This is a genomic window from Shewanella sp. KCT, from assembly GCF_007636505.1.
Lineage (GTDB): Bacteria > Pseudomonadota > Gammaproteobacteria > Enterobacterales > Shewanellaceae > Shewanella > Shewanella halotolerans.
On sequence record NZ_LVDJ01000016.1, the window covers coordinates 20543 to 45125 of the forward strand.

Genomic DNA, 24583 nt, shown 5'->3' on the forward strand with positions numbered 1-24583 from the left:
TGATTAGCACAAGAGGTAATTCCTATGGCCAATTTAAATAAAGTGTGTGAACCCGTCGGCGGCGTAGAGCAATTCCTATTGCCCGAATTGCCGCTACTCAAGCAGCGTCGCTCTAAGCTGGTGGGCGTGCTGGGTAGCCTGATGGTTGCGCTTATGCTGTCGATTATTGCCAGCCAACCCGTGCGTGCCGAGTGGGAATGTGCCGCCGGCGACTATGACTGCATCGAGCTCAATCACGATGTTATCGAGCGTGCGCTCGACGAGCGCCTGGCTAAGTTCGAGGCGCAGAAGAAGGCCGAGCAGGCGGAGCAGAAGCAGGGTCAACTTCAGGCCGACAGACTCTGTCTTGCCGACGACGACCCTTACCATTCTCGTGTCGACGAGTGTGAAAGATAACCTCTGGCGGCAGGGTGAGCGCCTCGAGTCTTCTGGCGCTTAAACCTGCTGTCTTTGCTTGCCCCTTTATCTCTCCTTATTTTTCAGTGTGCTTGCCGCGCCGTTGTCTTTGTTTAGCCGTCTCAGGCTGCTCATCTTTGCAGATTGCTCCGCTTAGCCGTTGCTTGGCTTATGTATGTGGCCTTTTCACATCTCAAGTCCTTCATTTCTAGCCATAAAAATTAGGCTGAGCGTCAGATGGCGAGCAGCTTGGGTGTCATTGAGTCACTGATTAATGGCAATTCGTGGGTTGAAGGCGGGGGTTTTTCAGGCTCATAGGGGCGAATTTGAACTTTGATGGCGTGAGTTTCCTGAACCTAAGCTGACAGAGCGCCCCCTAAGATTTTTTTCCCACCCGTTTTAGAACTCTGCTCAAAATTGCATCGCAGATTGGTGCTGCATTGTAAGGCTTTGAAACTGTTATTTTTTGTTTGGTGTGGCTTGTGTTGTGGTACAGCTGGTAGATATTGATGTATTTGAATATCGAATAGTTTCTAATTCAATATTTGCGAAAGTCGCAAGGAAAATGGCCCCCATCTGACGAGCCAAGGTTTGATGCTCGTGAGAGACATTCATCAAAATATAGATATGGGGAATATACATGAAAAAGTCAGCTATTGTTGTTGCTACATTACTTGCGTTATCTGCCGGTGCGGCTAACGCCGACGTGCTAAACGGCTTTACCGGTAAGGTAGAGGCTGAGCATACCACTCAAGACAAGTCGACTAACCTGGAAGCCAGAATTGGCTATGATTTCAACTTCGGCGTCGTGTCTGTGATCCCGTTTGCGTCAGTTGAGACCCAATATGAAGATAAGCGTTTCAACGATGGTTCTTTCGGTGGTGGTCTGCGTGTAGAGACAAACTTCGAGAATTTCTATGCCTATGCCGAAGGCCGCGCGATGCGTAAAGATCGCATCAAGGTCTATGGTGCTGCACCTATGGATATCACAGGCAATGGTGCCGAAGTGATTGTAGATTCAACTGTTAAAGAGTATCGCGCCGAGGTGGGTACAGGTTACCAGTTCGATAATGGCTTATTCGCCGGTGTCGAGGCTTCGTACATACGTGATCGTTTCGAAGGTGTTAACTCAAATACCCGTAACGTGTTCGCCGTTGCCGGCTATGAGTTCATCGACAACCTGTCGGCTTATGTTAAGGTTGGCCGCGAAGAAGCGGATCAGGCTGTGCCTTATGCTAATGGTGCGACTGATTGGGAAACTAAGTCGGTTATCGGCTTAACCTATCGCTTCTAAGCATTCATGATTTTAAAAAAAGGGGCCTGATGGCCCTTTTTCTTTTCTCCAGTTTCATCTGTTGTCCCTCGTATTCTTCTAATAGCCATCGCTTGCCATCTGCCGTGACATCTGTGATGTTAGTGATGGGATTTACGGATGAAAAAATCCTTTCTGCTACACTTAAAAATATCTCTATCCATTTGAAACATTGCGGCTAATTGCTCATGGCTGATTAGGGGATTGCATGGAAGAACAATCTGTAGTGCTGGTGGTTGACGATGTGAAGACCAATGTGCTGATCATGAGGCAGTGTCTGAAGGAGATGTTTCAGGTATGGACCGCCGAGAGTGGCGAAGAGTGCCTCAGGGTCGCCAAGCAGAAACCCGACATCATCTTGCTGGATGTCTTGATGCCCGGCATGGATGGCTACCAGGTGTGTCGCCAGCTGAAGGCCGACCCCGAGACCGCCGAGATCCCCATTATCTTCGTTACCGCCAAAGACTCCGACGATGACGAGCAGAAGGGGCTGGAAATCGGCGCGGTGGACTATATCACCAAGCCGATCCGCCCGGCGATTGTGCGTGCCAGGGTCAGCACCCATATTCAACTCAAGCAACACAGCGACAAGCTTAAATTCATGGCGCTGCACGATCAGCTCACCGGACTTTATAACCGTCATTTCCTCGCCGAGTGTGCCGCCCAGAGCCTCTCCTCCATGGTGCGTCATCAGAAAGAGCTCTCCATCGTGATGCTGGATCTGGATCATTTCAAGAAGATCAACGACTTTAACGGCCATCATATCGGCGATCTCGTGCTGCAGGCGGTGGCCAAGCTGTTGCAGGAGAGCTTTCGTAAGGAAGATCTGGTGGCGCGCATGGGGGGCGAGGAGTTTGTCATCCTGATGGAGTGCGGCCTGGATATCGCCAGAGAGAAGACAGAGGATGTGCGCCGGCAACTGGCGCGCCTCAATCCCATGGGGCTGGAGGTGACCGGCAGCTTCGGTGTGGTGACCGCCAATCCCCAGAATGCCGATCTCTCCCACCTCTTGGTGTTGGCCGATGAGGCCGTGTACAAGGCTAAGGCCGATGGGCGCAACTGTGTGGTCTGTTATCAGGATGGTGCCTATCTGACGGTAGAACATGATTAAGGAAGAACAACAAATGATTAAGGGAATCATTTCTGGGCTATTGCTGTCGTTACTCGCTGTATTCTTGGTCGGTTGCGGGCCGAAGAAGGCCGAAGAACCAATTACCATCGCCATCAACCCCTGGCCCGGCTACGAACTCCTCTATCTGGCCAAGCAGAAGGGTTTCTTTCAGCAGGTGGGCGCCAATATCGAGCTGGTACAGGTGTCGACCCTTTCCGATGCCCAGCGTGCCTACTTAACCGGCTATGTGGATGGTTTCGCCAGCACCATGATAGAGGCGATTCAGGTGGTGCCCCTGGGGGGCAAGCCGATTAAGATCGTCTTGCTGGCGGACTACTCTGACGGTGGCGACGTGATTATCGCGCCCGACGCGTTCGAGAATATGCAGGCGCTCAGGGGCGAAACTATTGGCTGCGAGGTCAGCTCCTTAGGGATCTTCGTGCTGGAGCGGGCCCTCAGGCAGCACAAGATGAACATAGACGATGTGAAGGTGATCAATGTGGAGCAGGGGGCGGCGGCGAGTGCCCTGGCCATAGGCAAGATTGCCGCCATGGTGACCTATCCGCCCTATTCGGTGGAGATACAGTCCAGCGGCGCCTATCGCCAGCTGTTTTCTACCAAGGAGATCCCCGAGGAGGTGTTAGATACCCTGTCGATCTCCTCCAGCGTCCTGGCCGAGCATCCACAACTGGTGGAGCAGATCCGTCAGGCCTGGCAGCTGGCGATGGACTATATGCAGCAGGATCCCGAGGAGGCGATGGCCATCATGGCTAAACGTGAAGGGCTGCAGGTGGCAGAATTCAAGGGGGCGCTGGCGGATCTCAAGTTGCTAAGCGGTGAGGAGCAACGCAAGTTGTTTGCCCAGGGCGATAAGTTGACCCAGTTGGGTTATAGCGTCTGCGAGACCCTGGTCAAGATTGAGGCGATCGAGTCCGATTGCCGTCATGTCGACAATCTCTTCTATCGGGCACCTTAGCCTATGTGGCGTCACTATAGGGACAAGATTGCCCAGGGCATAGTCTACAAGCTGAATCTGGCGACCTTAGTGTGCGCCCTGATCATCTCTGGCCTTATCGCCCTCTATTACTATGACGAGATGACCGAGCGTACCCAGCAACAGGTCGACTATGAGATCGCCCAGGTGTCTGTGTCGCTGCGACTCGCCCTGGAGGCCAGTACAGACTTTAGCAACATGCGCAGGGTGATCAATGGCCTTGCGGCTCAGGGGAGTATCAAGCGTCTGGTGCTGTTCGATCCCCGGGAGAAACAGATAGTGGCCGATAATCTGGGGCAGTATCTAGGCAGTTCCTTGTCGACCAGCCTGGCCCCGGAACTGGCGGAGATGGTTAGTCAGGTCAGCGATAAACACAGTTCCAAGGAGGTCTGGCGCCAGGGCAGCATAGTGCATCAGGTGCAGCAGTTGTATCTGATCTCCCCCGAGTTGCAGCGCCTTAGGGCCTATGTGCTCTATGTCAGGTACGATGCTAGCGAGATAGAGGCCTACAGTTCCGAGGAGCTGATCCACTACGTGAGTATCCTGCTGCTTGGTTTTGCCATACTGCTCACGGTTAACCTCTATGTGCAGCACAGGGTGCTGCTGGATCCCATTCGTCGTATCCGGCGTCAGATAGAGGCCTTCGGTGGTCAGAAGACCATACGCCTGGACAGCGAAGATGAGTTCGGCGTGCTGGTCAACAGCTACAACGAGGCCGTTAGCGCCCGTAATCAGAAGCAGCTTGAGCTGCAAAAGTCCCGGCGCTATATCGACAACATCACTAACGTGATCCCCATTCAGCTGGCTTATGTGGATGCCCAGAGCCGCTATCGTTTCATCAACCAACACTATCTGCAGTGGCTCGGCAAGACCGAAGAGGAGGTGCTGGATCAGACGGTGGAGGCGGTTCAGCCCGCAGATGTCTACCAGTTGATAAAGCCCTATCAGCAAGGTGTGCTGGCGGGCAACAAGCAGGTGTTTGAGGCGGAGACCATAGATGCGGATCAGGCCCCCAGATTCTTCCATATCACCTATGTGCCGGACGTGGGCGACGATGGTCAGGTAGAGGGCTATTTCATCTGTGTCGAAGACCTGACCCGGATGAAGCTTAACGAGCGCAAGATAGAAACCTACGCCCAGGAGATGGAGTTTAGTAACTGGGCGCTGTCGGAGGCGCGGGAGAAGGCTGAGGTTGCCGCCAAGACCAAGGAGGATTTCCTCGCCTGCATGAGCCATGAGATCCGCACCCCGATGAACGGTGTCATAGGCATTCTGGGGCTGCTGGGGGAGACCCAGCTATCGCCGATGCAGAAGCGCTATGTGGATGTGGCCTCGGCCAGCGCCGACTCGCTGCTGTCGCTGCTCAACGATATTCTGGATTTCTCCAAGATAGAGTCGGGCAAGTTTGAGATAGAGGCGATCGAGTTTGACCTGGTGGAGCTGTTGGATCTCTTCGTCCAGTCAGTGTCCCTCAAACTGGAGGAGCGCCACCTGCCGTTGTTTGTGGATATCACCCAGCTGCAGTATCGCTATGTGGTCGGCGACCCCAGTCGTCTGCGTCAGATATTGGTGAATCTGGTGGGCAATGCCATCAAGTTTACCGAGGAGGGGTGGATCGCCTTGCGACTCTCGAATCGTCTGAGCGAGTCGGGCGAGGTGATGCTCTCCTGCGAGGTGGAAGATACAGGTATAGGCATAGCCAAAGAGAAGCTGGCCATGTTGTTTAACCCCTTCATTCAAGTGGACAGTTCCACCACCCGCATGTTCGGCGGCACCGGGTTGGGTCTTTCCATCGCCAAGCGTCTGTGCGAGTTGATGCGGGGTGAGATCCAGGTCAAGAGTCAGCAGGAGGTGGGCAGCATCTTCAGCTTTACCCTGACCCAGCAGCTGGCCGATAGCGACAAGATGACAGATTGGCGCGCCAATTTGTCGCCCGAGCGGGTAACCTTCATGGGTCAGCTAGGCGCGTTTGAGCGCATGCTGGGCGAGTTGCTCACTAGCTGGGGCGCCAGGGTGAGCTACCTGGAAGAGGGGGATGCCATCCCTGAGACGGACGTGATCATCTACAGCTTTGCCCCACCGCGGGAGGCATTTGTCGAGGAGCTGGATGCCTGGCGTGATCTGGTGGAGCGTCAGCAGATCAGAGTCCTGCCTCTGCTCTCCTATTGGCAACAGATAGAGTTTGAGAAGCTGGAACCCAGGGTGCCACACCTAGGTAAGCCTTTGAATATTCGCCAGCTGATCCGTGCCCTATCGGATCGGGCCGATGAGGAGGAGGTCGAGCCTGCCATAGAGCCGATTGTGGAATCCAGCATGCCGGACAAGCCCAAGGTGTTACTGGTGGAAGACAACAAGGTCAATCAGATGGTGGCCCTCGGCATGCTTCACCAGCTGGGGGTAGAGGCGGATGTGGCGGGTAATGGCCGCGAGGCGCTGGCACTCCTGTCTGCGCAGCAGGGGAATCCCTATCAGCTGATCCTGATGGATTGCCTGATGCCGGAGATGGATGGCTTCCAGACGACGGCGGCGATTCGCGAGGGGCTGGGGGGCAGCCAGTTCTGTGCCCTGCCCATCATCGCCCTGACGGCCAACGCCATGAAGGGCGATAGGGAGCACTGCGTGCGGGCGGGCATGGACGACTACCTGACCAAGCCGCTGGTGCTTAGTGTCCTGAAAGAGTGTCTCTATCGCTGGTTCTCCCTGAGCCAGCAAAACTATGAGGCGGCACTGGGCCATGACCCGGATGCCGAAGAGGTAGCTGCCGCAGTCGAGGTTTCCAATCAGCTGTTCGATCGCGACAGCGCCCTGGCACTCATGTCCGGCGATGAGGCGCTGCTGGATGAGGTGTTGCAGGTGTTTGTCGAGGAGATGCAGGCTCATAGGCAGGCCTTTATCGAGGGGATTGCGGCGGCCGATTGCAGCGCTATTCGCTCCAGCGTCCACGCCATCAAGGGGGCTGCCAGCAACCTCAGCATGACGGCGCTGGTGGAGCTTGCCCGTCAGCTGGAGGCCGATGCCCGCCGCGGCGATCTGCAGGCGGTGCTCGCCGGTCGTGAGGCTTTTCTCGAGCTACTCGAGGACACCCTGGCCTGCTGTCACTGATCCGCACGGCGGTTTTCCTGTTTGGCTCACCTTAGGTCGCTAATATTCGACCTGCGTCCCACATTTATCTCTTTTGGGCCACTTTAGCGATCGGCAAAATATGTTATTTTAGGGCGCAACCCTGGCGGGGCGCTTGGCGCCGCGCATGACCCAAACATCTAAAGGATAAAGTGGAATGGCAAAAGCAAAGATAGGCATAGTCACAGTCAGTGATCGCGCCAGCGCCGGCGTGTATGAAGATATTTCCGGTAAGGCGATCATCGAGGTCTTGGGCGAATACCTTACCTCGGAGTGGGAGCCTGTCTATGAAGTCATTCCCGATGAGCAGCCAGTTATCGAGCAGACCCTGATTAAGATGGCCGATCAGCAAGATTGTTGCCTCATAGTTACCACGGGCGGCACAGGGCCGGCCAAGCGCGACGTGACCCCTGAGGCGACCGAGGCGGTGTGCGATCGCATGATGCCGGGCTTCGGTGAGTTGATGCGCGCCGAGTCGCTCAAGTTTGTGCCTACCGCCATTCTGTCCCGTCAAACCGCCGGCCTGCGCGGCGACAGCCTGATCGTCAACCTGCCGGGCAAGCCTAAGTCGATCCGCGAGTGTCTGGATGCCGTGTTCCCGGCGATCCCTTACTGCATCGATTTGATGGAAGGCCCCTATCTTGAGTGCGACGAGGCGGTGATCAAGCCCTTCAGACCTAAGGCGAAATAAGCTGGCTTGCCCTGTCGACTCAAGGAAAGGCCCGGCTTATGCCGGGCTTTTTTATGCCAGTGGCCTTGACCTTAGTATCAGACGCCCTTGCGGATGATCTGGTGGGCGCTGAAGGCGCTAAACAGCAGCAGGCTAGGGATGGCGATGAAATGGGCGAAGAGATTAGGCTGGGTGGTAAAGTGCAGCCACAGCAGCAAGGTCCAGCTCACGCCCAGGTAACTTAGGCTCAACATCAGGTGTAGTGTCCGTGTGTTCATCTGCTTAATCCTTCACTTTGTCGTTAAATCTGCAATGGGGTCAGTATAAAAACTCGACAAACGGCTCAAAAGTGTCATTATTGACAAAATAAGGGTGATAAGTGACAGTTTGGCAAGGGGGTTGAGATGAAGACAATCATGATACTGGCGGCGGGCAACGTGGTGGCCGGTGGCATAGTGGGGCTGATCGATGTGTTCAGCTTTACCAATGCCCTCTATCGCAGGCTGCATCCCGAGGCGACCCAAGATCTGTTTCACTGCCATATCGTCTCAGGCGACGGTAAGGCGATCACCACTAATCAGGGCTTTCAACTCGCTGCCACGGGGTTAAAGGACGCGGCGCAGCTAGAGGCGGCCGATGCCGTGGTGCTGGCATCTTCCTTCGTGACTAACAAGGCGGAGTTTAAGGAATACTCCCAGGATTTTGCGCCCCTGCTTGGGCCGTTAAAAGCTTATGCCGAGACGGGCAAGCCCATCGCCGCCTACTGCTCGGGTACCCTTATGCTGGCCGCCTCTGGGCTGCTGGACAACAGGCGGGCCACCACTGTCTGGTGGCTGTCGCAGATGTTTGAGCGTAACTTCGCTAGGGTCAATCTCTGTATGGACTCTTTGGTGGTGTCAGATGGTCAGTTTCACACCGCCGGGGCGACTACCTCTAACCTGAGTCTGGCCCTGCATCTGGTGGGCTTGCTGGCGGGTGAGGCGCTGGCGCAGCAGATGGCCAAGATTCTGCTCATAGATCCTAACCGCATCTCCCAGCAGCCCTTCATGACCATGGCGATCACCCCTGAGCAGCATCAAGATGAGCTGGTGAGTAAGATTCAGCAGTGGATGCAGTCCAATCTAGATCAAAACTGGTTGCTCGATGAGATAGCGCAGAAGTTTGCCCTGGGTAAGCGAACCCTGATCCGCCGCTTCAAGAAGGCCCTCAACGAGACGCCCGCCAGTTACATGCAGCGTCTGCGGGTCGATGAGGCCAAGCGGCTGCTAGAGACCACAGAGTTGGCGCTGGAGCAGATTGTCGAGCGGGTCGGCTATGAAGACGTCAGCTCCTTTCGTAAGCTGTTCATTCAGTTGACCAGCCTCTCTCCCAGGGCCTACCGGCAAAAATTTAATACCCATAGCTGCTGTTGAGGTTAGTCGCTTTCAGGCGTTTGTATATGGCTGTTTATTAAGGCTGTTAGCAGGAAGCAGGAAGCAGGAGGCGGGCGCTTAGGGCGCCCGTCTTAAGTTAGTGGGTGTCTTTGAGGTGTTTGTCCAAGTAGGCCTTTAACTGGGCGTCACTCTCTTTTCTCTTCTTGCGTTCATGCTCGTTCATGGCGTTCATCACCTGACGCTGGCATTCCAGGCGGTTATTCTCCCGCTGCAGCGGATTGGTGGCGTGGTCGGTCTGGGCGTCGCACAGTGCGCTGGCACAACCCGAAAGGCTGGCCAGGGCAAACAGGCCAACGAAAGTGTGTTTGATGGCGGATATAATGGTCATATCGTCTCGAATATAAGATTTTTACAGCGATTTGCCTTAGTCCGCCATTATAAAACCATTTGCCGCCTGCGGCACAAGTGAAAAACCCTAAAGAACTTGTGGTATTGCTGGGTGCCTTACCTAGTCCAGGGTCTAAATCAGGGCCTAATCCTGGGACTAAGCCAAGCCTAAAGCCAAGTTAAACTAAGCTAAGACAAAAGCCTAAGCACCGCGATTGAGCTCGGCAAACTCCTGTTTCAGCTGATAGTCGCTATCGGTGACGATACGCTCCAGCACGCTGACGCGCTCGGCCAGTCGCTGGTTTTCCTGTCTCAGACGGTTCATCTCATCTGTGTTGCCCCGTGTAGGGCGGCGTCTCTCTTGCCTTAGGCGGTATTTATAGAGTTCGCTGAGGCTGGTGGCGACCACCAAGACCAACATGACGATCATAACCACTTGTTGCTTATCCATAGCATGCTCCTTGTAGGGCCACCCGATGGCGGCCCTTGTCGATGACAAAGTCGGGGTTAGAGTCCGAAGACGATTTTCTCGCTCTTGAGTGAGCGCTCCATGCCCAGTGCCAGTGCCAGGGCGATGACGAAGGTGATGGCACTTGAGAGCGCTAGCTGCATCATGGGGATCTCCTTGCCCTTGATGAAGGCGATCAGCGCCTGCATCTGTCCCGATATCGGCAGCCACTGCAGTGTGTCTGGCGCTATGTTGTAGCTCGCCGCCATCGACAGCATCATGGGCACGATTAGCACTATGGTGAGGTAGGACTGTGCCTCCTTGAACGACTTGGCCATGAAGGAGACGAACAGTTGCAGCGCCGCCGCCATCAGGGCGATGGGCAGGCCGATCGCCAACATCAAGAGGATGAAGTCGACATTGATGTTGACCGAGAAGCCCAGCTCCTGCCAAGGCACGAAGCCATAGGCGACCTTAGAGATCACTAGGGTGAGGATCAGCCCCAGCATGGCGAAGATGGTTACCGCCGTCACCTTGGCCAATACGATATCCCGGGTCGACACCGGGTGACTGAGCAGCAGGGCCAGCGAGTTGCGTTCGCGCTCACCGGCGCTGGTGTCTATGGCCAGGTTCATGCCTGAGATAAACACCGCATAGACCATCATGAAGATGGCGACGCCTAAGATCATGCCGCCCTTGGAGTCTGAGGTGGCCTGATCTTCCACCTTGACCTTGATCGGCTGCATCACTTTAGGGTCTATGCCGCGGGCGATCAGTCGCAGGCTGCCCATCTCGGCGCTGTATTGCTGCAACGCCTTCTCCAGACGGCGAATCGATGACTGTAGCTTCTCGTTGGAGTTGTCGGCGATCAGCACTATCTCGGCGGCCTGACTCTTGGCCATGTTGGCGGCGTAGTCAGGGCTGATGACAAGCTCTATCTCCTTGCGATCGGCCTCATCACCCTGGCTTATCTCGTTGCTGGCGAGGTACTTCACCAGATCCGGTGCGCGCTCACCATGGGTGATGGTGATGTTGAGCGCCTCAGGGCTGGTGATCTGGCCGATGAGGATCATAAACATGCCGCACATCATCAGTGGCGCGCCGATGGCGTAGTAGAGGCCCGCCATCACGGAGCGCTTGTCCCTGGCGGCATCGGTCAACTCTTTTCTGACCATGGTAATGATTGAACTGATCATGCTGCGATTCCCTCGTCGGTACCGATTAGCTGAATGAAGGCGTCTTCCAGTGAGGCCTGGCCCGTCTGTTGGCAGAGTTCCTGTGGGCTGCCGACGGCGACCACGCGCCCCTCGGCCATGACGATGACGCGATCGCACAGGGCGGCGACCTCCTGCATCACATGGCTGGAGAAGAGTACGCAGTGTCCCGCCTGCTTGAGATCCTTGAGCAGGTCGCGCAGCACCCGGGTGCTCATCACGTCCAGGCCGCGGGTGGGCTCGTCGAGTATGATGTTGGTGGGCTCATGCACTATCGCCTGGGCCAGCGCCGTCTTCATTCTCTGTCCCTGGGAGAACCCCTTGCAGCGGCGATCGGCAATATCGTCCATGTGCAGCTTGCTCAGCACCTTGGCCGAGGCGGCCTTGGCCTGCTCGCGGGAGAGACCGTTAAGTTCGGCAAAGTAGCGGATATATTCTCTCGGTGTCAGACGCTCATAAAGGCCGAAAGGGTCTGGGAACAGGCCCAGCTGCTGCTTGGCGGCCACCGGCTGTTTGGCGACATCTATGCCGTCGATCTCGGCGATGCCCTGGTCTGGCTTGAGCAGGCCGAAGACGGTGCGCAGACAGGTGGTCTTGCCCGCGCCGTTAGGGCCTAGCAGGCCGGTGATCTGGCCGTCCAGCGCCTCGAAACTGAGGTCGTTCAGCGCCTGCACCTCGCCGATCCGTTTAGATAAATTCGATACCTTAATCATGGCGTGCTCCTTGCTGCTGGTCGCCACCGAGAGTGGAATGGCTTAGTGTGTCCTGTGGGATGGCCTCAACCGTGTTGGCGTTGAGGTAGAAGTTACGACTGATATCTTTGCTCAGGCACTCCTGAGACAGGCCGTCGACGCTACCGCTGCTGATAAGCTCGGCGATCAGTGTGTTGGCGCAAGACTGATAGGCCACGCCGTGGGTCGCATAGGGAGCGATGAAATGCTTGGCATTGCTCAGCTTGGCCATAGCCAGCTCGCCCCAGCTAGGTGGTGTGGCCGGGTCTATCTGTCCCGACAGCACGAGTGTCGGTAGGGCGCTGGCAATGGGGGCGGAAAAATCTTCACCCACAGCCGGAATATGCCAGATAGGGCAGCTCAGATCGAACGCCTCAAGCATCTCACGACCGAAGTAACTCTGGCCTATCTGCTGACGCTCGGCCTCGCTGAAGCGGTGCCAGTCTTCGCCACAAACCACGGCCGAGTGCATGCCGGCGGCTATGCCTGTGCTGTTAACCGTGAGGGCGTACAGCCCCATGATAGCCTGAAAATTCCCCTCAGCCGCCTGATGGATGGCGTGGGGCAGCAGCGCCCTGACATTAGGCATATACAGCGCCATGCGGATGGCGCCCATAAACTTGGCGCGGGTCATGGTCAGCTGGGTCGGCGCATTGGTAAGGGGATCGCGGGTCTGGCTTATCTGTGGTCCCTGGCTGAGCAGCGTCTCTACCTGGCCGAGTTCAGCTTTGAGATTAGGGAACTCTTGATGACACAGGGCGTTGCCCTGGCAATCTTTAAGCAGCAGGTCGATGGCGCGGGTGATGGCATCGCCGATATTGAGCACACTCTGCTGCATGGGTACCACACCGTCCAGGGTCACGGTAGCCAGCGCCTCCGGGTAGTGACGCATATAGAGCTGGGCCATGCGGGTGCCGTAGGAGATGCCATACAGGTGCAGCTTCTGGTACCCCAGGGCTTGCCTGACCGCCTCGAAATCTTTGAGGGCGGTTTCGCTGCCATACTGGCTGACATCGGCATCTATCTTGGTAAGGCATGCCTTGGTCTCGGCGGCGATATCCAGCTCGTCGTCGTTGAAGGCCAGGCCGCCCTCGAAGCCAGCGCCTTCACAGACGAGTTGGTTGGAGAGACCTGTGCCGCGCTGGTCGATCAGCAGTATGTCCCGCTGCTGGCGCACCTTGGTAAAGATCTTGTCGAAGCTGGCGGCGTTATCTATGGCCGATTGACCCGGGCCGCCGGCGATGGCTAATAGCGCTTCTTTCTCGAAACTGGGCTTGATGGCAGGCAGAACCAGATAGTGGATCTGTATCTGTTTGCCCAGTGGCTTGGCGTAATTTTCCGGTACCGTGATGGCGCCGCAACGCAGACGATCTGGCAGGTCGTCTACATAGCAAGACTCAGGTTTGCTGTCTTGCTTACCTGCTTGATTAGCGTCCGCCCAGGTGGGCTGAGACAACAGCAGTAGCGCCAAGCAGGCGGGCAGGAGTAGCGCGGCCAGCCGCTGCTGCCGGGAGAATCTATTGGCCATCAATTTAACCTTTCCTTGAAGCATGATACCGATTCCTTAGTTGAAATTTACCGTATCTATGTTAATTTAGTACTGTATCGGTGTATCAATGTATTAATACAGTGAATAAAGGCTAATGCTAGATTTACTCAATGTCAACCCCAGTAATGGCGACCCCATCTACCGCCAGCTTAGCGATCAGATAGTGCGTCTGATCGTCGGCGGTCAGCTGCAACCTCAAGAGGTGCTACCGTCGGTGCGGCAGATCGCCGAGCACCTGGCGGTCAATCCCATGACGGTCTCCCGCGCCATTCAGCAGTTGGTGGAACAGGGTTGGCTCGAGCGTCGCCGCGGCCAACCCACCCGGGTGGCGCAGCGTGGCGATAGCCAAGGCACCTCGAGTGCCGACTTGATGGCGCCCCAGGCCAATTCACTTATCAACCAGGCTAAGCAGTTAGGGGTAAGCCTGGAGGAACTCAATGCCATCATCGCCAAGGCATGGCAACAGACGCAATAAAGGAACAGATGCAGATGCAAGAGAGTAATCAAGCCATATTAGCCTTTCATGGGATCACCAAGGCGTTTGACGGCCAACTAGCCATAGACGAGCTGTCGATGACCCTCTATCCCGGCATGGTGGTAGGCCTGCTGGGGCAAAATGGTGCGGGCAAGTCGACCCTGATGCGCTGCGCCTTGGGGATTCTCGAGGTTACCGAGGGGCAGATAGAGATACTGGGCGGGACCAGCGACAACATCAGCTCGGCTCAGAAGGAGCTGATCGGCTATGTGCCTCAGCAACCCTTCGGCTATGAGGGCTTCACCGTCGAGCGCGCCCTGGCCCTGCATCGCAGCTTCTATCCTAACTGGGACAGGTCGCTGGAGCAGGAGTGGCTGAGTCGCTTCCAGCTCGATGGGGCGCAGCAGGTACAGCGCCTATCTGTGGGGCAACGCCAGTCGCTGGCGCTGATCATGGCCATGGCCTATCGCCCTAAGCTGTTGATCCTCGATGAGCCGGTTGCCAGCCTGGACCCTATCGCCCGGCGCGAGTTTATGTCGGATCTGTTCGACCTGGCGCTGGATGCCGGCTCGGCGGTGCTCTTCTCTTCACACATCACCTCAGATCTCGAGCGGGTCGCCAGCCATGTGGCCCTGATGCGCAAGGGCAAGCTGGTGCTCTTCAAGGAGATTGATGCCCTCAGGGAGAGCGTACAGCTGGTGAGCCTTAAGCCGGGCGAGTCTCTGCCCGAGGGGCTTGTTGTGCTCAACCGACAGCAGGATAAGCTGCTGGTGGATCACTATGATCCCTTAATGGCATCAAGCTTCACCTCGGTAACGCCAATGAACCTGGAACAACTCTTCATGGAGCTGCACAGATGATGCCTAAAGCACTGCGCGGCATGTTGCGCTTCTGGCTGTTCGATGTGGGCAGTGCCAGCTTTCTCGGCACAGGGTTACTGGCGCTGGTGATGATGCTGGTGCTGGCGTTCTCGGGTAAATACGACGCCATGCCTATCATGCTGGGGATGATGCAGGTCTCTACCTGCGCAGCAATCGCCTGGCAACTCAACCGCCTGTCGGCCACCGAGTGGGCCAGCCTGGTGCCCGGCTATGCCGAGAGCATTCAATGGCAGGCGCTCATCGTGGGCATTATCGCTACCCTGATCTCGCTGACTGCGGCGATACTATTGCCCCTTGAGTCGGCGGTTCAGCAGGTGTTGCTGGCCAGTTTGGCTGGGGTCGCCTTCATCTATTTCTGTCGCCGACACATCAAGGGGTTTTACTTTTCTTTCGCCCTGTTTCTGCTGCTGCCCTTTACGCCTGAGATGACAGCGTTTCTGCCTAGCCTCAGCTTCTACCTTGTGCCGCTGGCCGTCGTGGGGCTTATCTATCTGATCCGCGCTGACCTTAAGGCCGAGGTCTGGCATCTTGAGGCGAGATCTGTCTACCTCAATGGCCTGGAGATGGGCTGGTTCTGGTTGCCTAATTTGGGCTCAAACAGCCTGATGAATCGTCTGGACAGGTGGCTGCATCCGGTAAACTTCTTTGTCGGCCCCATGCTCTCCATGATGCTGGTGTTGTTGCCTGCGCTGGCGCTACTGCTGGGGCTGGTGAATTATTTTGTCGGCATAGAGCTGCCCGTGCTCTTCATCGTGGCACAGTTCAGTGCGATTGCCTGTTCCTTAGTGCACTGGAGCCGCGTGCAGAGATGGCGGGCGACTGAGACCCTCTATATCTTGCCGGGCTTCGACGGTAAACAGGGGCTGATCGAGGCCTTCGCCAGCGCCCAGTATCGCCTGCTGGGGTATTTCACCGGCACCATGGCGCTGCTGGCCACCTGCACCCTGATACTCACTCCAGACTTTACCCTGCTCATCTGGAGCCATCTGGTGCTCAGCACCTTCTGCGTCTGCGCCATATTGCTTGGCCTTGGCTGCGCCGCCCGCAGCGCCATGCACATCTCGCTGAGTCTGTTTGTGGTGATCTGTCACGCCATCTGGTTGTCCACCGCCTTGGTGGCGATGCGAGATGGCAAGGATCTGAGCACTTGGCTGGCATTGGATATCGGCCTGGTGGCCTTTTCTCTGCTAACGCTTTGGTGGGGCAAGCGAAAGTTGTGGCGTGACGCCCTGGCCTAATCCTGCTAGCGCCGGGCTTTTGTGCTCCAATTAACATTATTGGAGCAAAAACTCTTATTTTTTGGCCGCCATTGCAGTAAAATGCGCCAAAACAGGTACAAGTGTACGCTAAAAGGGTCAGAAAATTATGTCGCTCCAACAGTATCATCCCATCAGCCTGATGCAGGCCCAGAGCCAGCAACGTGGCGATGCCATCGCATTGGAAGGCTATGGCTTATCGGCGCCTTGGCAGCAGATCAGTTGGCGACAATTCGACGAGATTGGTGACCAGATCGCCAAGGCGCTGATCGCTTCTGGCTTCGCGGCCCAAGACAAGGTGGCGATCCTGTCGCAAAACTGCCCCCAGTGGACCTGTGCCGACGTCGGTGCCCTCAAGGCCAAGGCGGTGGTGGTGCCCATCTATCCCACCAGTACCCTGGAGCAGGCGCGCTACATCATAGATGACGCCCAGGCCAAGCTGATCTTCGTCGGTGACGCCGAGCAGTACCGCATGGCCCGCGAACTGCTTGCACTCTGCCCCAGCCTGACCCAGATAGTAGTATTCGATGCCGAGGTGGCTTTGGCGCAAGAGGATACGGCTGTTCATTTCGATAGCCTGCTGACGCAAACCCATTCGCCCGAGGTCGATGCCGAACTGGCTCACCGTCTGGCTAACCTGGCCCTGGACGATCTGCTGACCCTGATCTACACCTCGGGCACCACGGGTGACCCTAAAGGAGTGATGCTGGATTATCGTAATATCGCCTCTGTGGTCCGTCAGCACGATAACATATTACCCTTCACGCCTGGCGATGTGTCGCTCGCCTTCCTGCCGCTGAGCCATGTGTTCGAACGGGGCTGGAGCTTCTATGTGTTGTGCCGCGGCGGTCATAACGTCTACCTCAAAGATCCTATGACGGTGAAAGAGGCGATCGTCGATATTCGTCCTCATACCCTTTGTGTGGTGCCGCGCTTCCTGGAGAAGGTCTACAGCGCGGTGCAGGATAAGGTCAATAAGGCGCCCGATACCCGCAAGAAGCTGTTTGCTTGGGCCATGTCTGTGGGCGAGCGTCAGTTCGAGGTCAGTCAGGGGCGTGCCCTGGCTTCCTGGTGGCTCAAGATCCAGTGGAAACTGGCCCATAAGCTGGTGTACAGCAAGCTGCAGCAGGTGCTGGGTGGCAGGCTTAAGTTTATGCCTTGCGGCGGCGCGGCGCTGGATCAGAACGTGGCCAGTTTCTTCCACAGCATCGATATTCCCGTGCTCTGCGGTTACGGCATGACGGAGACTACGGCGACCGTGACCTGTAATACCCTGGATAACCGTGTCGCCGGCTCTAACGGTAAGACGCTGCCGGAAGTCGAGATCAAGCTGGGTAAAGACAACGAGATCTTGGTGCGCGGCGATACCGTGATGCGCGGCTACTACAACCGCCCTCAGGAGACCGCCGACAGCTTCGAAGATGGCTGGTTGAAGACGGGCGACGCAGGCCAGATAGACGAGCAGGGCAACCTGTTTATCACAGACAGAATCAAAGAGTTGATGAAGACCTCAAACGGCAAATACATTGCGCCGCAGCGGGTCGAGGGTAAGGTAGGTTGCTGCCCCTTCATCGAGCAGGTGGCGGTGATCGCCGATGCGAAAAACTATGTGACCGCGCTTATCGTACCAGCGTTCGAGTCGTTAGAGGCTTGGGCCCAGGAGAAGGGGCTGCATTACGAGTCGCCCATGGAGCTGCTGCGCCATAGCCATGTGATCGAGCACTTCGAGCAGCGCCTCAAGCATCTGCAGCAGGAGCTGGCAGGCTTCGAGAAGATCAAGAAGTTTACCCTGCTGCCCGAGGCATTTTCCATGGAGGCTGGCCTGCTGACCCCGACCATGAAGTTAAGGCGTAAGATGATCTATCATAAGTACGCCACCGAAATTAATGCTATGTATTTGAAATAGCCAAAATAGCTTGAATAATAAGGGCGCCTCAACAGAGGCGCCCTTATTCTATGGGGCCAGTATCTATAAGGTCAGTAGTCCAAAAGTCCATCTTGCATCCCCCTGGTATCTCGGTTAACGTCTTTGGCACAAAAATAACGACTTAGTCTTAGGGGCTCCCTGTGCCGTTACGCTCTTTCAGTTTAACCATTCAACCCAGATTCAACGAAACCGATGGCCTGGGCCATATCAACAATACCGTCATGCCCGTCTGGTTTGAGGCGGCGCGCGAGCCTATCTTCGCCATCTTCAATCCCTCGCTCAATCTGGCCGAGTGGAACCTTATCGTGGCGGGCTTCACCATCGCCTATACCTCGCCGACCCAATATGGTCAGCCGGTGGAGATCAAGACCTGGATCAGCCGTGTGGGCAATGCCAGTTTCGAGGTGGCACAGCAGAGTTGGCAGGGCGGCAAGATGACCGCCGAGGCCAAGACCACCTTAGTGCATTACGACTACAGTATCGACAAGAGCCGACCCATAGGGGAAGAGGTGAAGCAGGCGCTGCTGACCCTGACCGGCGAATAAATGGGTTACAAAAACTTCTGCACGTACCAGCAACTGGCGCTGATGGCGAGTTGCTGGGACTTGGCCCATTCTAACCCATGGCGCACCAGGCGCCCGGCCACGCCCTGACCCCTGAGGGGATCCGGCACGAAGGTTCGTACAAAATCCACCTTATCACCTTGTCGCTGATATTCTAATACCGCATCATGGCCTTCAATCGACAACACAAATCGTTGCTGGTCGGCCTGGTGTAATATCGTCTCTTGGGTCATAGTCTGCTTCTCGTTTGGGTGGATGACTCTTAACGTTAGCACAGGGTGAGGAGATAAGTCACAAGATGATTCGGTCAACATTTAGCTTAAGGGTTGCGGCTTGATAGGCATATCTTTCAGTCGTTTAAAGCACGTCGGGGCCCAGGGAATTGCGGCATTGGGACTCACGCTCCTGTTAGGGAGCGGCACCATAGTCTTGGCCCAGGAGATCGACATTCGTGGGGCGGTCGAGGCCAAGGTGAAGGGCGATATCACCAGCGCCATGGTGCTGACCGACGCCAACCTGATCACCTTAGGCATAGTCGACTTCAACCCCAACACCATAGTGGACCTGAGTGAGATAGGCGATATCAACGCCGGCGATGAAGAGTCGCTCAAGCGGCGCAGTCAGCTGACCTCCTACACCTTGCCCTGGGAGAGCGACACTGTGCCGCTCTCGCCCGAGTGGTCCCAAAGTATCCAGGTGCGCCTCTCCTACGTGCATGCCAGCGACAGCATACAGGGGCTGGAGGATGAGACCATCAGCAGTCCGATCAAGGATACCAGCTACCTGCTGGCGGGCGAGTATCGCTGGAAGTATCAGATAAATGAGCAGTGGCGGGCGGTCTTTGGCCTGGGGGCGCAGTTTATCTGGCTGGAAAACCGCCTAACCTATAACGACCCCGTGCTGCGCAGCGTCAGTGGCATTCTCGACGACAAGTTGGTGAACACCAGCTATGGCGCCATCATGTTCGACCCCAACGCCGAGCTGACCTATACGGGTGATCTCATGGGAAATAAGTGGGAATTTATCAGCACCCTCAGATACGGCATAGGCCGCAGCCTGCTGACCGACGATGGCATGCAGGCGGTGACGCCTCAGGTCGGGCGTCTGAGCAACGCCCTGGTATTTCATTATGGGTTGCCAGACTTCTTCGACCGTCAGAACGAGATGCGCCTGCTGGCCAAGCGGATCGATCTTAGCGGCGATGTTATCGACCCCTTGGGGACGCGTCACTACTACGAGTTCGGTGCAGGCTGGGTGGTGCAGACCCCTTCGCTGTCAGCCTGGCTGCGCAACATAGGGATAGGCATCACACTCAACATCAACAGTGGCCTGAGTGGCGGCGGCATAGTGCTGCTGTTTAACGAAGAGATGTGAGCTCGGCACAATCGAGGCTAGTCGATGCAGTGCTCTCTGAGCACGGCCAGTAACTCGTCGGGCAGATTTGCCTTGGCTTGCTTGTTGAAGTCGAACATGACGGCGACCGAGGAGCCTTTGGTGGTGATCGCCTGTTGCTGCTCGCTGAACACCTGATAGTGCATGGTAAAGCGATCCTTGTGGATGTCGCTGATACTGACGCCGATCAATAGGGTGTCGGGGAAGGTGACCGGGCGCTTATAGCGAGCATGGTTGTCGCTGATCACCGGGCCCATGCCGTACTGGTAGAGCTTATCTAGCGGAAACAGCTGGTTAAAGAAGTCTATCCGCGCCGTCTCGAAGTAACGAAAATAGACCGCATTGTTGACGTGCTTCAGGGCATCCATCTCGCCCCAGGCGACTGGGATGCGGGTGTGAAAGGGAAATTGGCTAACGAACTGCTCCATATCTTAACCTTCAATTTTCAAACAAGCGTTTAGTTTTGGGTTAAGATATCAGCATCTCGCCACAATACCAATCCCTGAGGGCGTTCGAGTGGCTAATGAATTTCGATGAGGCTTTCTCTCGTTCTTCGATCTGTTTGGCGAGCGGGCAACAAAAAAGGCACCCTGGGGTGCCTTTATTTTTCAAAGCGACAGATTAGAAGCTCAACTCTTTAAAGTTGGTGATCTGTGGGTAGTCGCCGGTGCGCTGGGTGGTCTCGCGCACCATCTGCATTACACGCATCCCCGCCTGCTCGGCAGCTTTGAGCTCCTCGAGCACATCAGAGATAAACAGCACCTGCTTAGGCGCCAGGCTGATGGTGTTGATGATGTTAAGGTAGGCCTGTTTAAACAGCTTGTTGCCGGTGCGGGTGTCGAAGTGGCCATCGAAATATTCGGTCAGGTCGCCGCCGTCGCTGTGGCTGAACAGCAGTTTCTGGGCATCCACAGAGCCGGAAGAGAAGCTATAGAGACGCACGTTCTGCGCCTTAATCTCTTTCACGCTGTCGATGAAGTCAGGGTAGATGTGGCCCTTAAATTCGCCTTGGGCGTAGCCCTGTTTCCAGATCAGGCCTTGCAGCGTCTTAAGCGGAGTGGCCTTGCGATCTTCGGCAATCCACTGCTGCAGGATCTCTACTACGCGCTCCAGTGAGGCGTCCGGCTCCAGCGCGATATCTTTCACGTCGCTGATGCAGTTGTCGACCAATACATTAGTTTGATTATCTTCTAAAAAATCAGCGAGTGCCTTAGACGAATAGGGAAAAAGGGTGTCCTGAATAAAGTTCAGATCGGTTGTTGTACCTGCTGTATCTACAACTATGGCTCGAATACCCATAACGTTGGCTTACTCCACTATGCATTAATAGAAATGATTCGCTTAAATGACAGGCCAGATCCTAAGCTGAAAACGCCCCTTTGGCTAGTGAATTATCGCCCAAAGACGAGCGAAGGCGCAGCGGATCACAAGGGGAAACAGGTCTGGCGTTTTCGGGTGGAGGTTTGACTTGCTTTTGCTTAAATATCATACTCACTCGCTTGGGGCGTAAAACATGGAAAGGGAAACAAGGAAGGGCGAATGACTGTTAAATACCTCAAATTTATTAGCTGCTTAGTCTTGATTGCTGGCAGTTACTGCCTGCCTCTTGCGGCCAAGATCAAAGTAAAGCCGCTGCCGATTCAGCTGGAGAGCTGTGAGCGTGGCGAATGCGTCGATCATTTCAAGGAATACAAGACGCTGGCCCGTTATGGCCATTCCGATGCTATGTACACCCTGGCCGAGATGTACCGTCTGGGCTATGGCACAGAGAGCGATATGCGTTTATCCACTAAGTGGTATCGCCGCGCGGCTAAGTTAGGTAATCCTTTTGCTCAGTACAAGGCGGCCATCCTCTATCTACAGGAGGGTGAGAATCAGGATATCGACAAGGCGATGCGCTACCTGCGAGACGCCAACCGCGCCGATCTTAACGAGGCGGCTCACCTGTTGGGAATGCTCTACGTAGAAGGCGAGCTGGTGGAGAAGGACAAGGTGAAAGCCAAGGACTACCTGACCAAGGCCTATGAGGCGGGTCATGAGCCGACACTTAATCTGCTGGCCGAAGTTAGTGAGGTGGCCCTCGAGGTCAAGCGCCAGGCTAAGGTGGCGCCGGTTACGCCCAAGAGTCAGGCCGCTCCGACAGATGAGATGGAGGTGATCGAGGTACGTGCCCCGAGTCTGGAAGAGGTGTTTTCCTACCATATCGCCACTTTGCGTGCTCGTGTGCCCGATGGCATCAGCAGTACGGGGACCTCGCTGCGGGGTCGTACCTGTGGCGAGATGATCTCCTGTAATACTCAGGAAGACAGAGAGCGTATTCGCGATTTTCTCATGTCCACCTGGTAATGGCTCAGGTCGCCCTATCACTTAACAATAACAAGGAATACACGTGATAAATAAATGGATTGCTGGTGTTATCTTACTGCTCGGCAGTGGCTTGAACCTGGTTCAGGCGGCGCCGACCAACCTTGAAACTCTGATGGTTAAGGCGCCGGGTGTCGACAAGCCCATGGCCTTCAAGGTCACTCTGCCCGCCAGTTATGGCGAGAACCTAGATAAGCGCTATGTGCTGCTGTTCGACTTTCATCCCCGCAGCCGCGGTTATCTCGAGGGGATGCATGACTGGATGAGCCACAACGGCGACTGGCCCTGGCTGGAGACCATAATCGTCACTGCGCCCGATGGCGACCAGGCGCTGGGCAAGTTGAAGAGTCAGGCGATAGAGCAGGAAGGCAGCGTCGCCCTGCTGGACTTCATGGAGCAGTCGCTGCTGCCCGCCATCGACGCCAAGTATCGCACCAACGGCTTTCGTATCATGAACGGCTTTACCGGCAACGCCGGCCTGGTGCTCTACACCTTGCTCAATCGCCCAGAGCTGTTCAACGCCTACCTGGCGGCGAGCCCGGTATTAAGTGACGATTTTGCCTATGTGATCAAGTCGGCCGCGGACAAGCTGGAGAAGCTCAAGGGCAAGCCACGCTACCTGATGCTGACCACCAGCGACAGCGATTTCGAGCGGCGACAGCTGGCGGATTTCGCGGCTTTAGAGGAGCTGCTCGAGACCACAAATCATCCGGCGCTGCACCATAAGGTGAAGCGTTTCGACGGCACCTACTATATGACCCAGCCGATCCTGGCGACCGCCTACGGCATAGAGTGGCTGTTCGACGACTACCACAGGGTGCTCTCGCCAGACTCAGACATTGCCAAGGGCGGCGTGAAGGCGATTCTCGACCACTATAGTTACCTGTCGCAGCAGAAGTATGGCTTCCCCGTGCCGTCCACCGATTCGCTGATCGCCCTGGCGGACGCCGAGTTTGCCAAGGATAGCGACAAGGGGCTGGCTGTTTATCAGGCGGCGGTGGAGGCTAATCCTGACTCCCACACCGCCCATGATGCCCTGGCAAGAGCCTATGGCGAGCTGAAGATGTTCGACTTAGCCATAGCCCAGCAGAAGCAGGCGCTGGCCAAGACAGATCATCCCTTCTGGACACGCAAGTACAGCGAGAGCCTGGCCGCGCTAGAGGCGCAGCGGCACTAATTGATTCTACATAAGGTTATCTTCACCCTTTACCTTTATTGAAATACGCCGGCATCTGCCCTCTTTTGGTGCAGATGCCAGTGTGTTTCGGCGCAGTCAGAGCGAATTGCACGCCCAGGCTCGGGAGATTCATCTCCTTATCAGCCTCCTCCCGCCTGGGTTTTCGCCCCATGTCGCGGCGTTCTCCTCTGCCTTAGCCGGGTTTCTGTGCCCTCGAGTGGGATTGGCGCCATAGTTGCAAAGCTTAGAGTCGTTATCTAAGGGGAGCAGTCTATGGCGGCAATGAGTTACTTGAGCGTGATCGAGCGGTACCATGAACATGAGCAGCTGGTGAAGGAGTTGCTGGAGTCGATTCTGGTGGGGATAAGCGATCCCCTGATGCTGTCCGACCCTGGCTTTCGGGTGCGGGCCATGGCCGAGATCGCCAACAGCTATCCCTTTATCGAGCTGCTCTATGTGCTCGACGGTGATGGAGTGCAGATCAGCGACAACGTGGCCATAGTCAATCGTGTGGTGCAGGCGATCCCCGTGGGGCGCAACCTGAGTAGAAGCCACAGGCCCTACTTCTCCAAGGCGCAGGAGACGCAGTTGCTCAAGATCACCACACCCTATCTCTCCAACGCCAGCGGCCAGCTCTGCCTGTCGGCCTCCTATCGTATCGAAGACGAATCGGGGCGGGGCTTTATCGTGGTGGATATCAATCTCACTCAGTTGATTGAGTTTATGATGGGCGACCGGGCAAGGCGTAGGGCGACGCCCCTGTTCAAGGGGGTCTATACCGCGCTGGTGGTCGGGCTGTTTATCATGGTGCTGGTGCTGATCAGCATGGCGACCGTGGATATCGCCGCCTTGCTCGCCGAAGGGCTGGTGCCCAGCGGCTCCATCAAGCCCTTTAGCATCATCATCTTCATCACCCTGGCCCTGGCGGTGTTCGATCTGGGCAAGACGATTCTCGAAGAGGAGGTGTTGATGCACAAGGATATCTTCCGTCACAGCTCAACCCGGCGCACCATCACCCGCTTTATCTCCACCATCTTGATCGCCATCTCCATCGAGGCCCTGCTGACCATGTTTAAGGCCTCTCTGGGAGAGATGAAGTATGTGCAGCCCGCCATCGGCATGATGTTCGCCGTGGTCGGCCTGCTGGTGGGGCTGGGGATCTATGTGTTTCTCGGCGCCAAGGCCGAGCTACTGCTCAAGCAGGGCAATGGTAAGCCTTAGGCCCTTGGCTCTTAAGCCATAG

General features: G+C 56.1%; 25 protein-coding genes. 16 read left to right on the plus strand and 9 right to left on the minus strand.

The window, feature by feature from the left end:
- Positions 1-24: 24 nt before the first annotated feature.
- The 6 genes from AYI87_RS18265 to mog all read left to right on the plus strand — a co-directional run bounded on the left by AYI87_RS18265 (position 25) and on the right by mog (position 7624).
- On the plus strand, positions 25-396 hold the full coding sequence (locus AYI87_RS18265; RefSeq protein ID WP_144204101.1) for a hypothetical protein: 372 nt from the start codon (positions 25-27) through the stop codon (positions 394-396).
- A 640-nt stretch (positions 397-1036) separates the two neighbouring features.
- Positions 1037-1690: a porin family protein gene (locus tag AYI87_RS18270; RefSeq protein WP_144204102.1), complete on the plus strand. Its 654-nt coding sequence runs from the start codon at positions 1037-1039 to the stop codon at positions 1688-1690.
- A gap of 226 nt (positions 1691-1916) precedes the next feature.
- The gene (locus tag AYI87_RS18275; protein WP_144204103.1) at positions 1917-2819 is read left to right on the plus strand and encodes a diguanylate cyclase; all 903 of its coding nucleotides are present in this window, start codon (positions 1917-1919) and stop codon (positions 2817-2819) included.
- A gap of 13 nt (positions 2820-2832) precedes the next feature.
- On the plus strand, positions 2833-3795 hold the full coding sequence (locus tag AYI87_RS18280; protein WP_144204104.1) for an ABC transporter substrate-binding protein: 963 nt from the start codon (positions 2833-2835) through the stop codon (positions 3793-3795).
- A gap of 3 nt (positions 3796-3798) precedes the next feature.
- Positions 3799-6915: an ATP-binding protein gene (locus AYI87_RS18285; RefSeq protein WP_144204105.1), complete on the plus strand. Its 3117-nt coding sequence runs from the start codon at positions 3799-3801 to the stop codon at positions 6913-6915.
- 175 nt (positions 6916-7090) lie between these two features.
- Positions 7091-7624: a molybdopterin adenylyltransferase gene (mog, locus tag AYI87_RS18290; protein WP_144204106.1), complete on the plus strand. Its 534-nt coding sequence runs from the start codon at positions 7091-7093 to the stop codon at positions 7622-7624.
- Positions 7625-7701: 77 nt separating this feature from the next.
- On the opposite strand, the gene AYI87_RS18295 is transcribed toward mog, so the two are convergent.
- A complete protein-coding gene (locus AYI87_RS18295) occupies positions 7702-7881 on the minus strand; it encodes a hypothetical protein (protein ID WP_144204107.1) in 180 nt (59 codons plus the stop codon).
- 126 nt (positions 7882-8007) lie between these two features.
- Here AYI87_RS18295 and AYI87_RS18300 point away from each other — a divergent pair, with 126 nt between their 5' ends.
- Complete coding sequence (locus tag AYI87_RS18300) at positions 8008-9015, plus strand: GlxA family transcriptional regulator (RefSeq protein ID WP_144204108.1); 1008 nt, start codon at positions 8008-8010, stop codon at positions 9013-9015.
- 97 nt (positions 9016-9112) lie between these two features.
- On the opposite strand, the gene AYI87_RS18305 is transcribed toward AYI87_RS18300, so the two are convergent.
- From AYI87_RS18305 to AYI87_RS18325, 5 genes are all read right to left on the minus strand, one after another.
- Positions 9113-9364 (minus strand): hypothetical protein, encoded by a 252-nt coding sequence (locus tag AYI87_RS18305; RefSeq protein ID WP_144204109.1) that lies wholly within the window; start codon positions 9362-9364, stop codon positions 9113-9115.
- A gap of 201 nt (positions 9365-9565) precedes the next feature.
- Positions 9566-9814, minus strand: coding sequence for a hypothetical protein (locus AYI87_RS18310; protein WP_144204110.1), 249 nt, complete (start codon positions 9812-9814; stop codon positions 9566-9568).
- 56 nt (positions 9815-9870) lie between these two features.
- Entirely contained in the window at positions 9871-11004 is a 1134-nt protein-coding gene (locus AYI87_RS18315; RefSeq protein ID WP_186300670.1) for an ABC transporter permease, read from the minus strand.
- Complete coding sequence (locus AYI87_RS18320; RefSeq protein ID WP_144204112.1) at positions 11004-11738, minus strand: ATP-binding cassette domain-containing protein; 735 nt, start codon at positions 11736-11738, stop codon at positions 11004-11006. The genes AYI87_RS18315 and AYI87_RS18320 overlap by 1 nt, the downstream gene beginning before the upstream one ends.
- Positions 11731-13284 (minus strand): alpha/beta hydrolase, encoded by a 1554-nt coding sequence (locus AYI87_RS18325; RefSeq protein ID WP_144204161.1) that lies wholly within the window; start codon positions 13282-13284, stop codon positions 11731-11733. The genes AYI87_RS18320 and AYI87_RS18325 overlap by 8 nt, the downstream gene beginning before the upstream one ends.
- 115 nt (positions 13285-13399) lie before the next feature.
- Here AYI87_RS18325 and AYI87_RS18330 point away from each other — a divergent pair, with 115 nt between their 5' ends.
- The 5 genes from AYI87_RS18330 (at position 13400) to AYI87_RS18350 (ending at position 18389) form a co-directional block, all read left to right on the plus strand.
- Entirely contained in the window at positions 13400-13780 is a 381-nt protein-coding gene (locus AYI87_RS18330; protein WP_144204113.1) for a GntR family transcriptional regulator, read from the plus strand.
- A 14-nt stretch (positions 13781-13794) separates the two neighbouring features.
- Positions 13795-14640 (plus strand): ABC transporter ATP-binding protein, encoded by an 846-nt coding sequence (locus tag AYI87_RS18335; protein WP_260865182.1) that lies wholly within the window; start codon positions 13795-13797, stop codon positions 14638-14640.
- Complete coding sequence (locus AYI87_RS18340) at positions 14637-15899, plus strand: hypothetical protein (RefSeq protein WP_144204115.1); 1263 nt, start codon at positions 14637-14639, stop codon at positions 15897-15899. Before AYI87_RS18335 ends, AYI87_RS18340 begins: the two co-directional genes overlap by 4 nt.
- 127 nt (positions 15900-16026) lie before the next feature.
- Positions 16027-17823 carry an AMP-dependent synthetase/ligase gene (locus tag AYI87_RS18345; RefSeq protein ID WP_144204116.1) on the plus strand — a complete coding sequence of 599 codons (1797 nt, stop codon included), beginning with the start codon at positions 16027-16029 and terminating at the stop codon, positions 17821-17823.
- A 161-nt stretch (positions 17824-17984) separates the two neighbouring features.
- Entirely contained in the window at positions 17985-18389 is a 405-nt protein-coding gene (locus AYI87_RS18350; RefSeq protein WP_011867569.1) for an acyl-CoA thioesterase, read from the plus strand.
- A 5-nt stretch (positions 18390-18394) separates the two neighbouring features.
- Here AYI87_RS18350 and AYI87_RS18355 read toward each other — a convergent pair whose 3' ends face one another.
- A complete protein-coding gene (locus tag AYI87_RS18355) occupies positions 18395-18640 on the minus strand; it encodes a GNAT family N-acetyltransferase (protein WP_186300669.1) in 246 nt (81 codons plus the stop codon).
- Between the two features lie 157 nt (positions 18641-18797).
- On the opposite strand from AYI87_RS18355, the gene AYI87_RS18360 reads away from it, so the two are divergent.
- Complete coding sequence (locus AYI87_RS18360; protein ID WP_260865183.1) at positions 18798-19781, plus strand: Solitary outer membrane autotransporter beta-barrel domain; 984 nt, start codon at positions 18798-18800, stop codon at positions 19779-19781.
- Between the two features lie 17 nt (positions 19782-19798).
- On the opposite strand, the gene AYI87_RS18365 is transcribed toward AYI87_RS18360, so the two are convergent.
- Both AYI87_RS18365 and mtnC read right to left on the minus strand, forming a co-directional pair.
- Positions 19799-20227 carry an acyl-CoA thioesterase gene (locus tag AYI87_RS18365; RefSeq protein WP_144204119.1) on the minus strand — a complete coding sequence of 143 codons (429 nt, stop codon included), beginning with the start codon at positions 20225-20227 and terminating at the stop codon, positions 19799-19801.
- Between the two features lie 193 nt (positions 20228-20420).
- On the minus strand, positions 20421-21098 hold the full coding sequence (gene mtnC / locus AYI87_RS18370; protein WP_144204120.1) for an acireductone synthase: 678 nt from the start codon (positions 21096-21098) through the stop codon (positions 20421-20423).
- 240 nt (positions 21099-21338) lie between these two features.
- Here mtnC and AYI87_RS18375 point away from each other — a divergent pair, with 240 nt between their 5' ends.
- From AYI87_RS18375 to AYI87_RS18385, 3 genes are all read left to right on the plus strand, one after another.
- A complete protein-coding gene (locus AYI87_RS18375) occupies positions 21339-22145 on the plus strand; it encodes a tetratricopeptide repeat protein (protein WP_011867564.1) in 807 nt (268 codons plus the stop codon).
- A 43-nt stretch (positions 22146-22188) separates the two neighbouring features.
- Positions 22189-23340 carry an alpha/beta hydrolase-fold protein gene (locus AYI87_RS18380; RefSeq protein WP_144204121.1) on the plus strand — a complete coding sequence of 384 codons (1152 nt, stop codon included), beginning with the start codon at positions 22189-22191 and terminating at the stop codon, positions 23338-23340.
- Positions 23341-23613: 273 nt separating this feature from the next.
- Positions 23614-24561: a PDC sensor domain-containing protein gene (locus tag AYI87_RS18385; RefSeq protein WP_144204122.1), complete on the plus strand. Its 948-nt coding sequence runs from the start codon at positions 23614-23616 to the stop codon at positions 24559-24561.
- The last annotated feature ends 22 nt before the right edge of the window (positions 24562-24583 follow it).

Coding starts and splice junctions, on each gene's coding strand:
- AYI87_RS18265 (WP_144204101.1), top strand. CDS start 25: ATGGCCAATTTAAATAAAGTGTGTGAACCCGTCGGCGGCGTAGAGCAA.
- AYI87_RS18270 (WP_144204102.1), top strand. CDS start 1,037: ATGAAAAAGTCAGCTATTGTTGTTGCTACATTACTTGCGTTATCTGCC.
- AYI87_RS18275 (WP_144204103.1), top strand. CDS start 1,917: ATGGAAGAACAATCTGTAGTGCTGGTGGTTGACGATGTGAAGACCAAT.
- AYI87_RS18280 (WP_144204104.1), top strand. CDS start 2,833: ATGATTAAGGGAATCATTTCTGGGCTATTGCTGTCGTTACTCGCTGTA.
- AYI87_RS18285 (WP_144204105.1), top strand. CDS start 3,799: ATGTGGCGTCACTATAGGGACAAGATTGCCCAGGGCATAGTCTACAAG.
- mog (WP_144204106.1), top strand. CDS start 7,091: ATGGCAAAAGCAAAGATAGGCATAGTCACAGTCAGTGATCGCGCCAGC.
- AYI87_RS18295 (WP_144204107.1), bottom strand. CDS start 7,881: ATGAACACACGGACACTACACCTGATGTTGAGCCTAAGTTACCTGGGC.
- AYI87_RS18300 (WP_144204108.1), top strand. CDS start 8,008: ATGAAGACAATCATGATACTGGCGGCGGGCAACGTGGTGGCCGGTGGC.
- AYI87_RS18305 (WP_144204109.1), bottom strand. CDS start 9,364: ATGACCATTATATCCGCCATCAAACACACTTTCGTTGGCCTGTTTGCC.
- AYI87_RS18310 (WP_144204110.1), bottom strand. CDS start 9,814: ATGGATAAGCAACAAGTGGTTATGATCGTCATGTTGGTCTTGGTGGTC.
- AYI87_RS18320 (WP_144204112.1), bottom strand. CDS start 11,738: ATGATTAAGGTATCGAATTTATCTAAACGGATCGGCGAGGTGCAGGCG.
- AYI87_RS18325 (WP_144204161.1), bottom strand. CDS start 13,284: ATGGCCAATAGATTCTCCCGGCAGCAGCGGCTGGCCGCGCTACTCCTG.
- AYI87_RS18330 (WP_144204113.1), top strand. CDS start 13,400: ATGCTAGATTTACTCAATGTCAACCCCAGTAATGGCGACCCCATCTAC.
- AYI87_RS18335 (WP_260865182.1), top strand. CDS start 13,795: ATGCAAGAGAGTAATCAAGCCATATTAGCCTTTCATGGGATCACCAAG.
- AYI87_RS18340 (WP_144204115.1), top strand. CDS start 14,637: ATGATGCCTAAAGCACTGCGCGGCATGTTGCGCTTCTGGCTGTTCGAT.
- AYI87_RS18345 (WP_144204116.1), top strand. CDS start 16,027: ATGTCGCTCCAACAGTATCATCCCATCAGCCTGATGCAGGCCCAGAGC.
- AYI87_RS18355 (WP_186300669.1), bottom strand. CDS start 18,640: ATGACCCAAGAGACGATATTACACCAGGCCGACCAGCAACGATTTGTG.
- AYI87_RS18365 (WP_144204119.1), bottom strand. CDS start 20,227: ATGGAGCAGTTCGTTAGCCAATTTCCCTTTCACACCCGCATCCCAGTC.
- mtnC (WP_144204120.1), bottom strand. CDS start 21,098: ATGGGTATTCGAGCCATAGTTGTAGATACAGCAGGTACAACAACCGAT.
- AYI87_RS18375 (WP_011867564.1), top strand. CDS start 21,339: ATGACTGTTAAATACCTCAAATTTATTAGCTGCTTAGTCTTGATTGCT.
- AYI87_RS18385 (WP_144204122.1), top strand. CDS start 23,614: ATGGCGGCAATGAGTTACTTGAGCGTGATCGAGCGGTACCATGAACAT.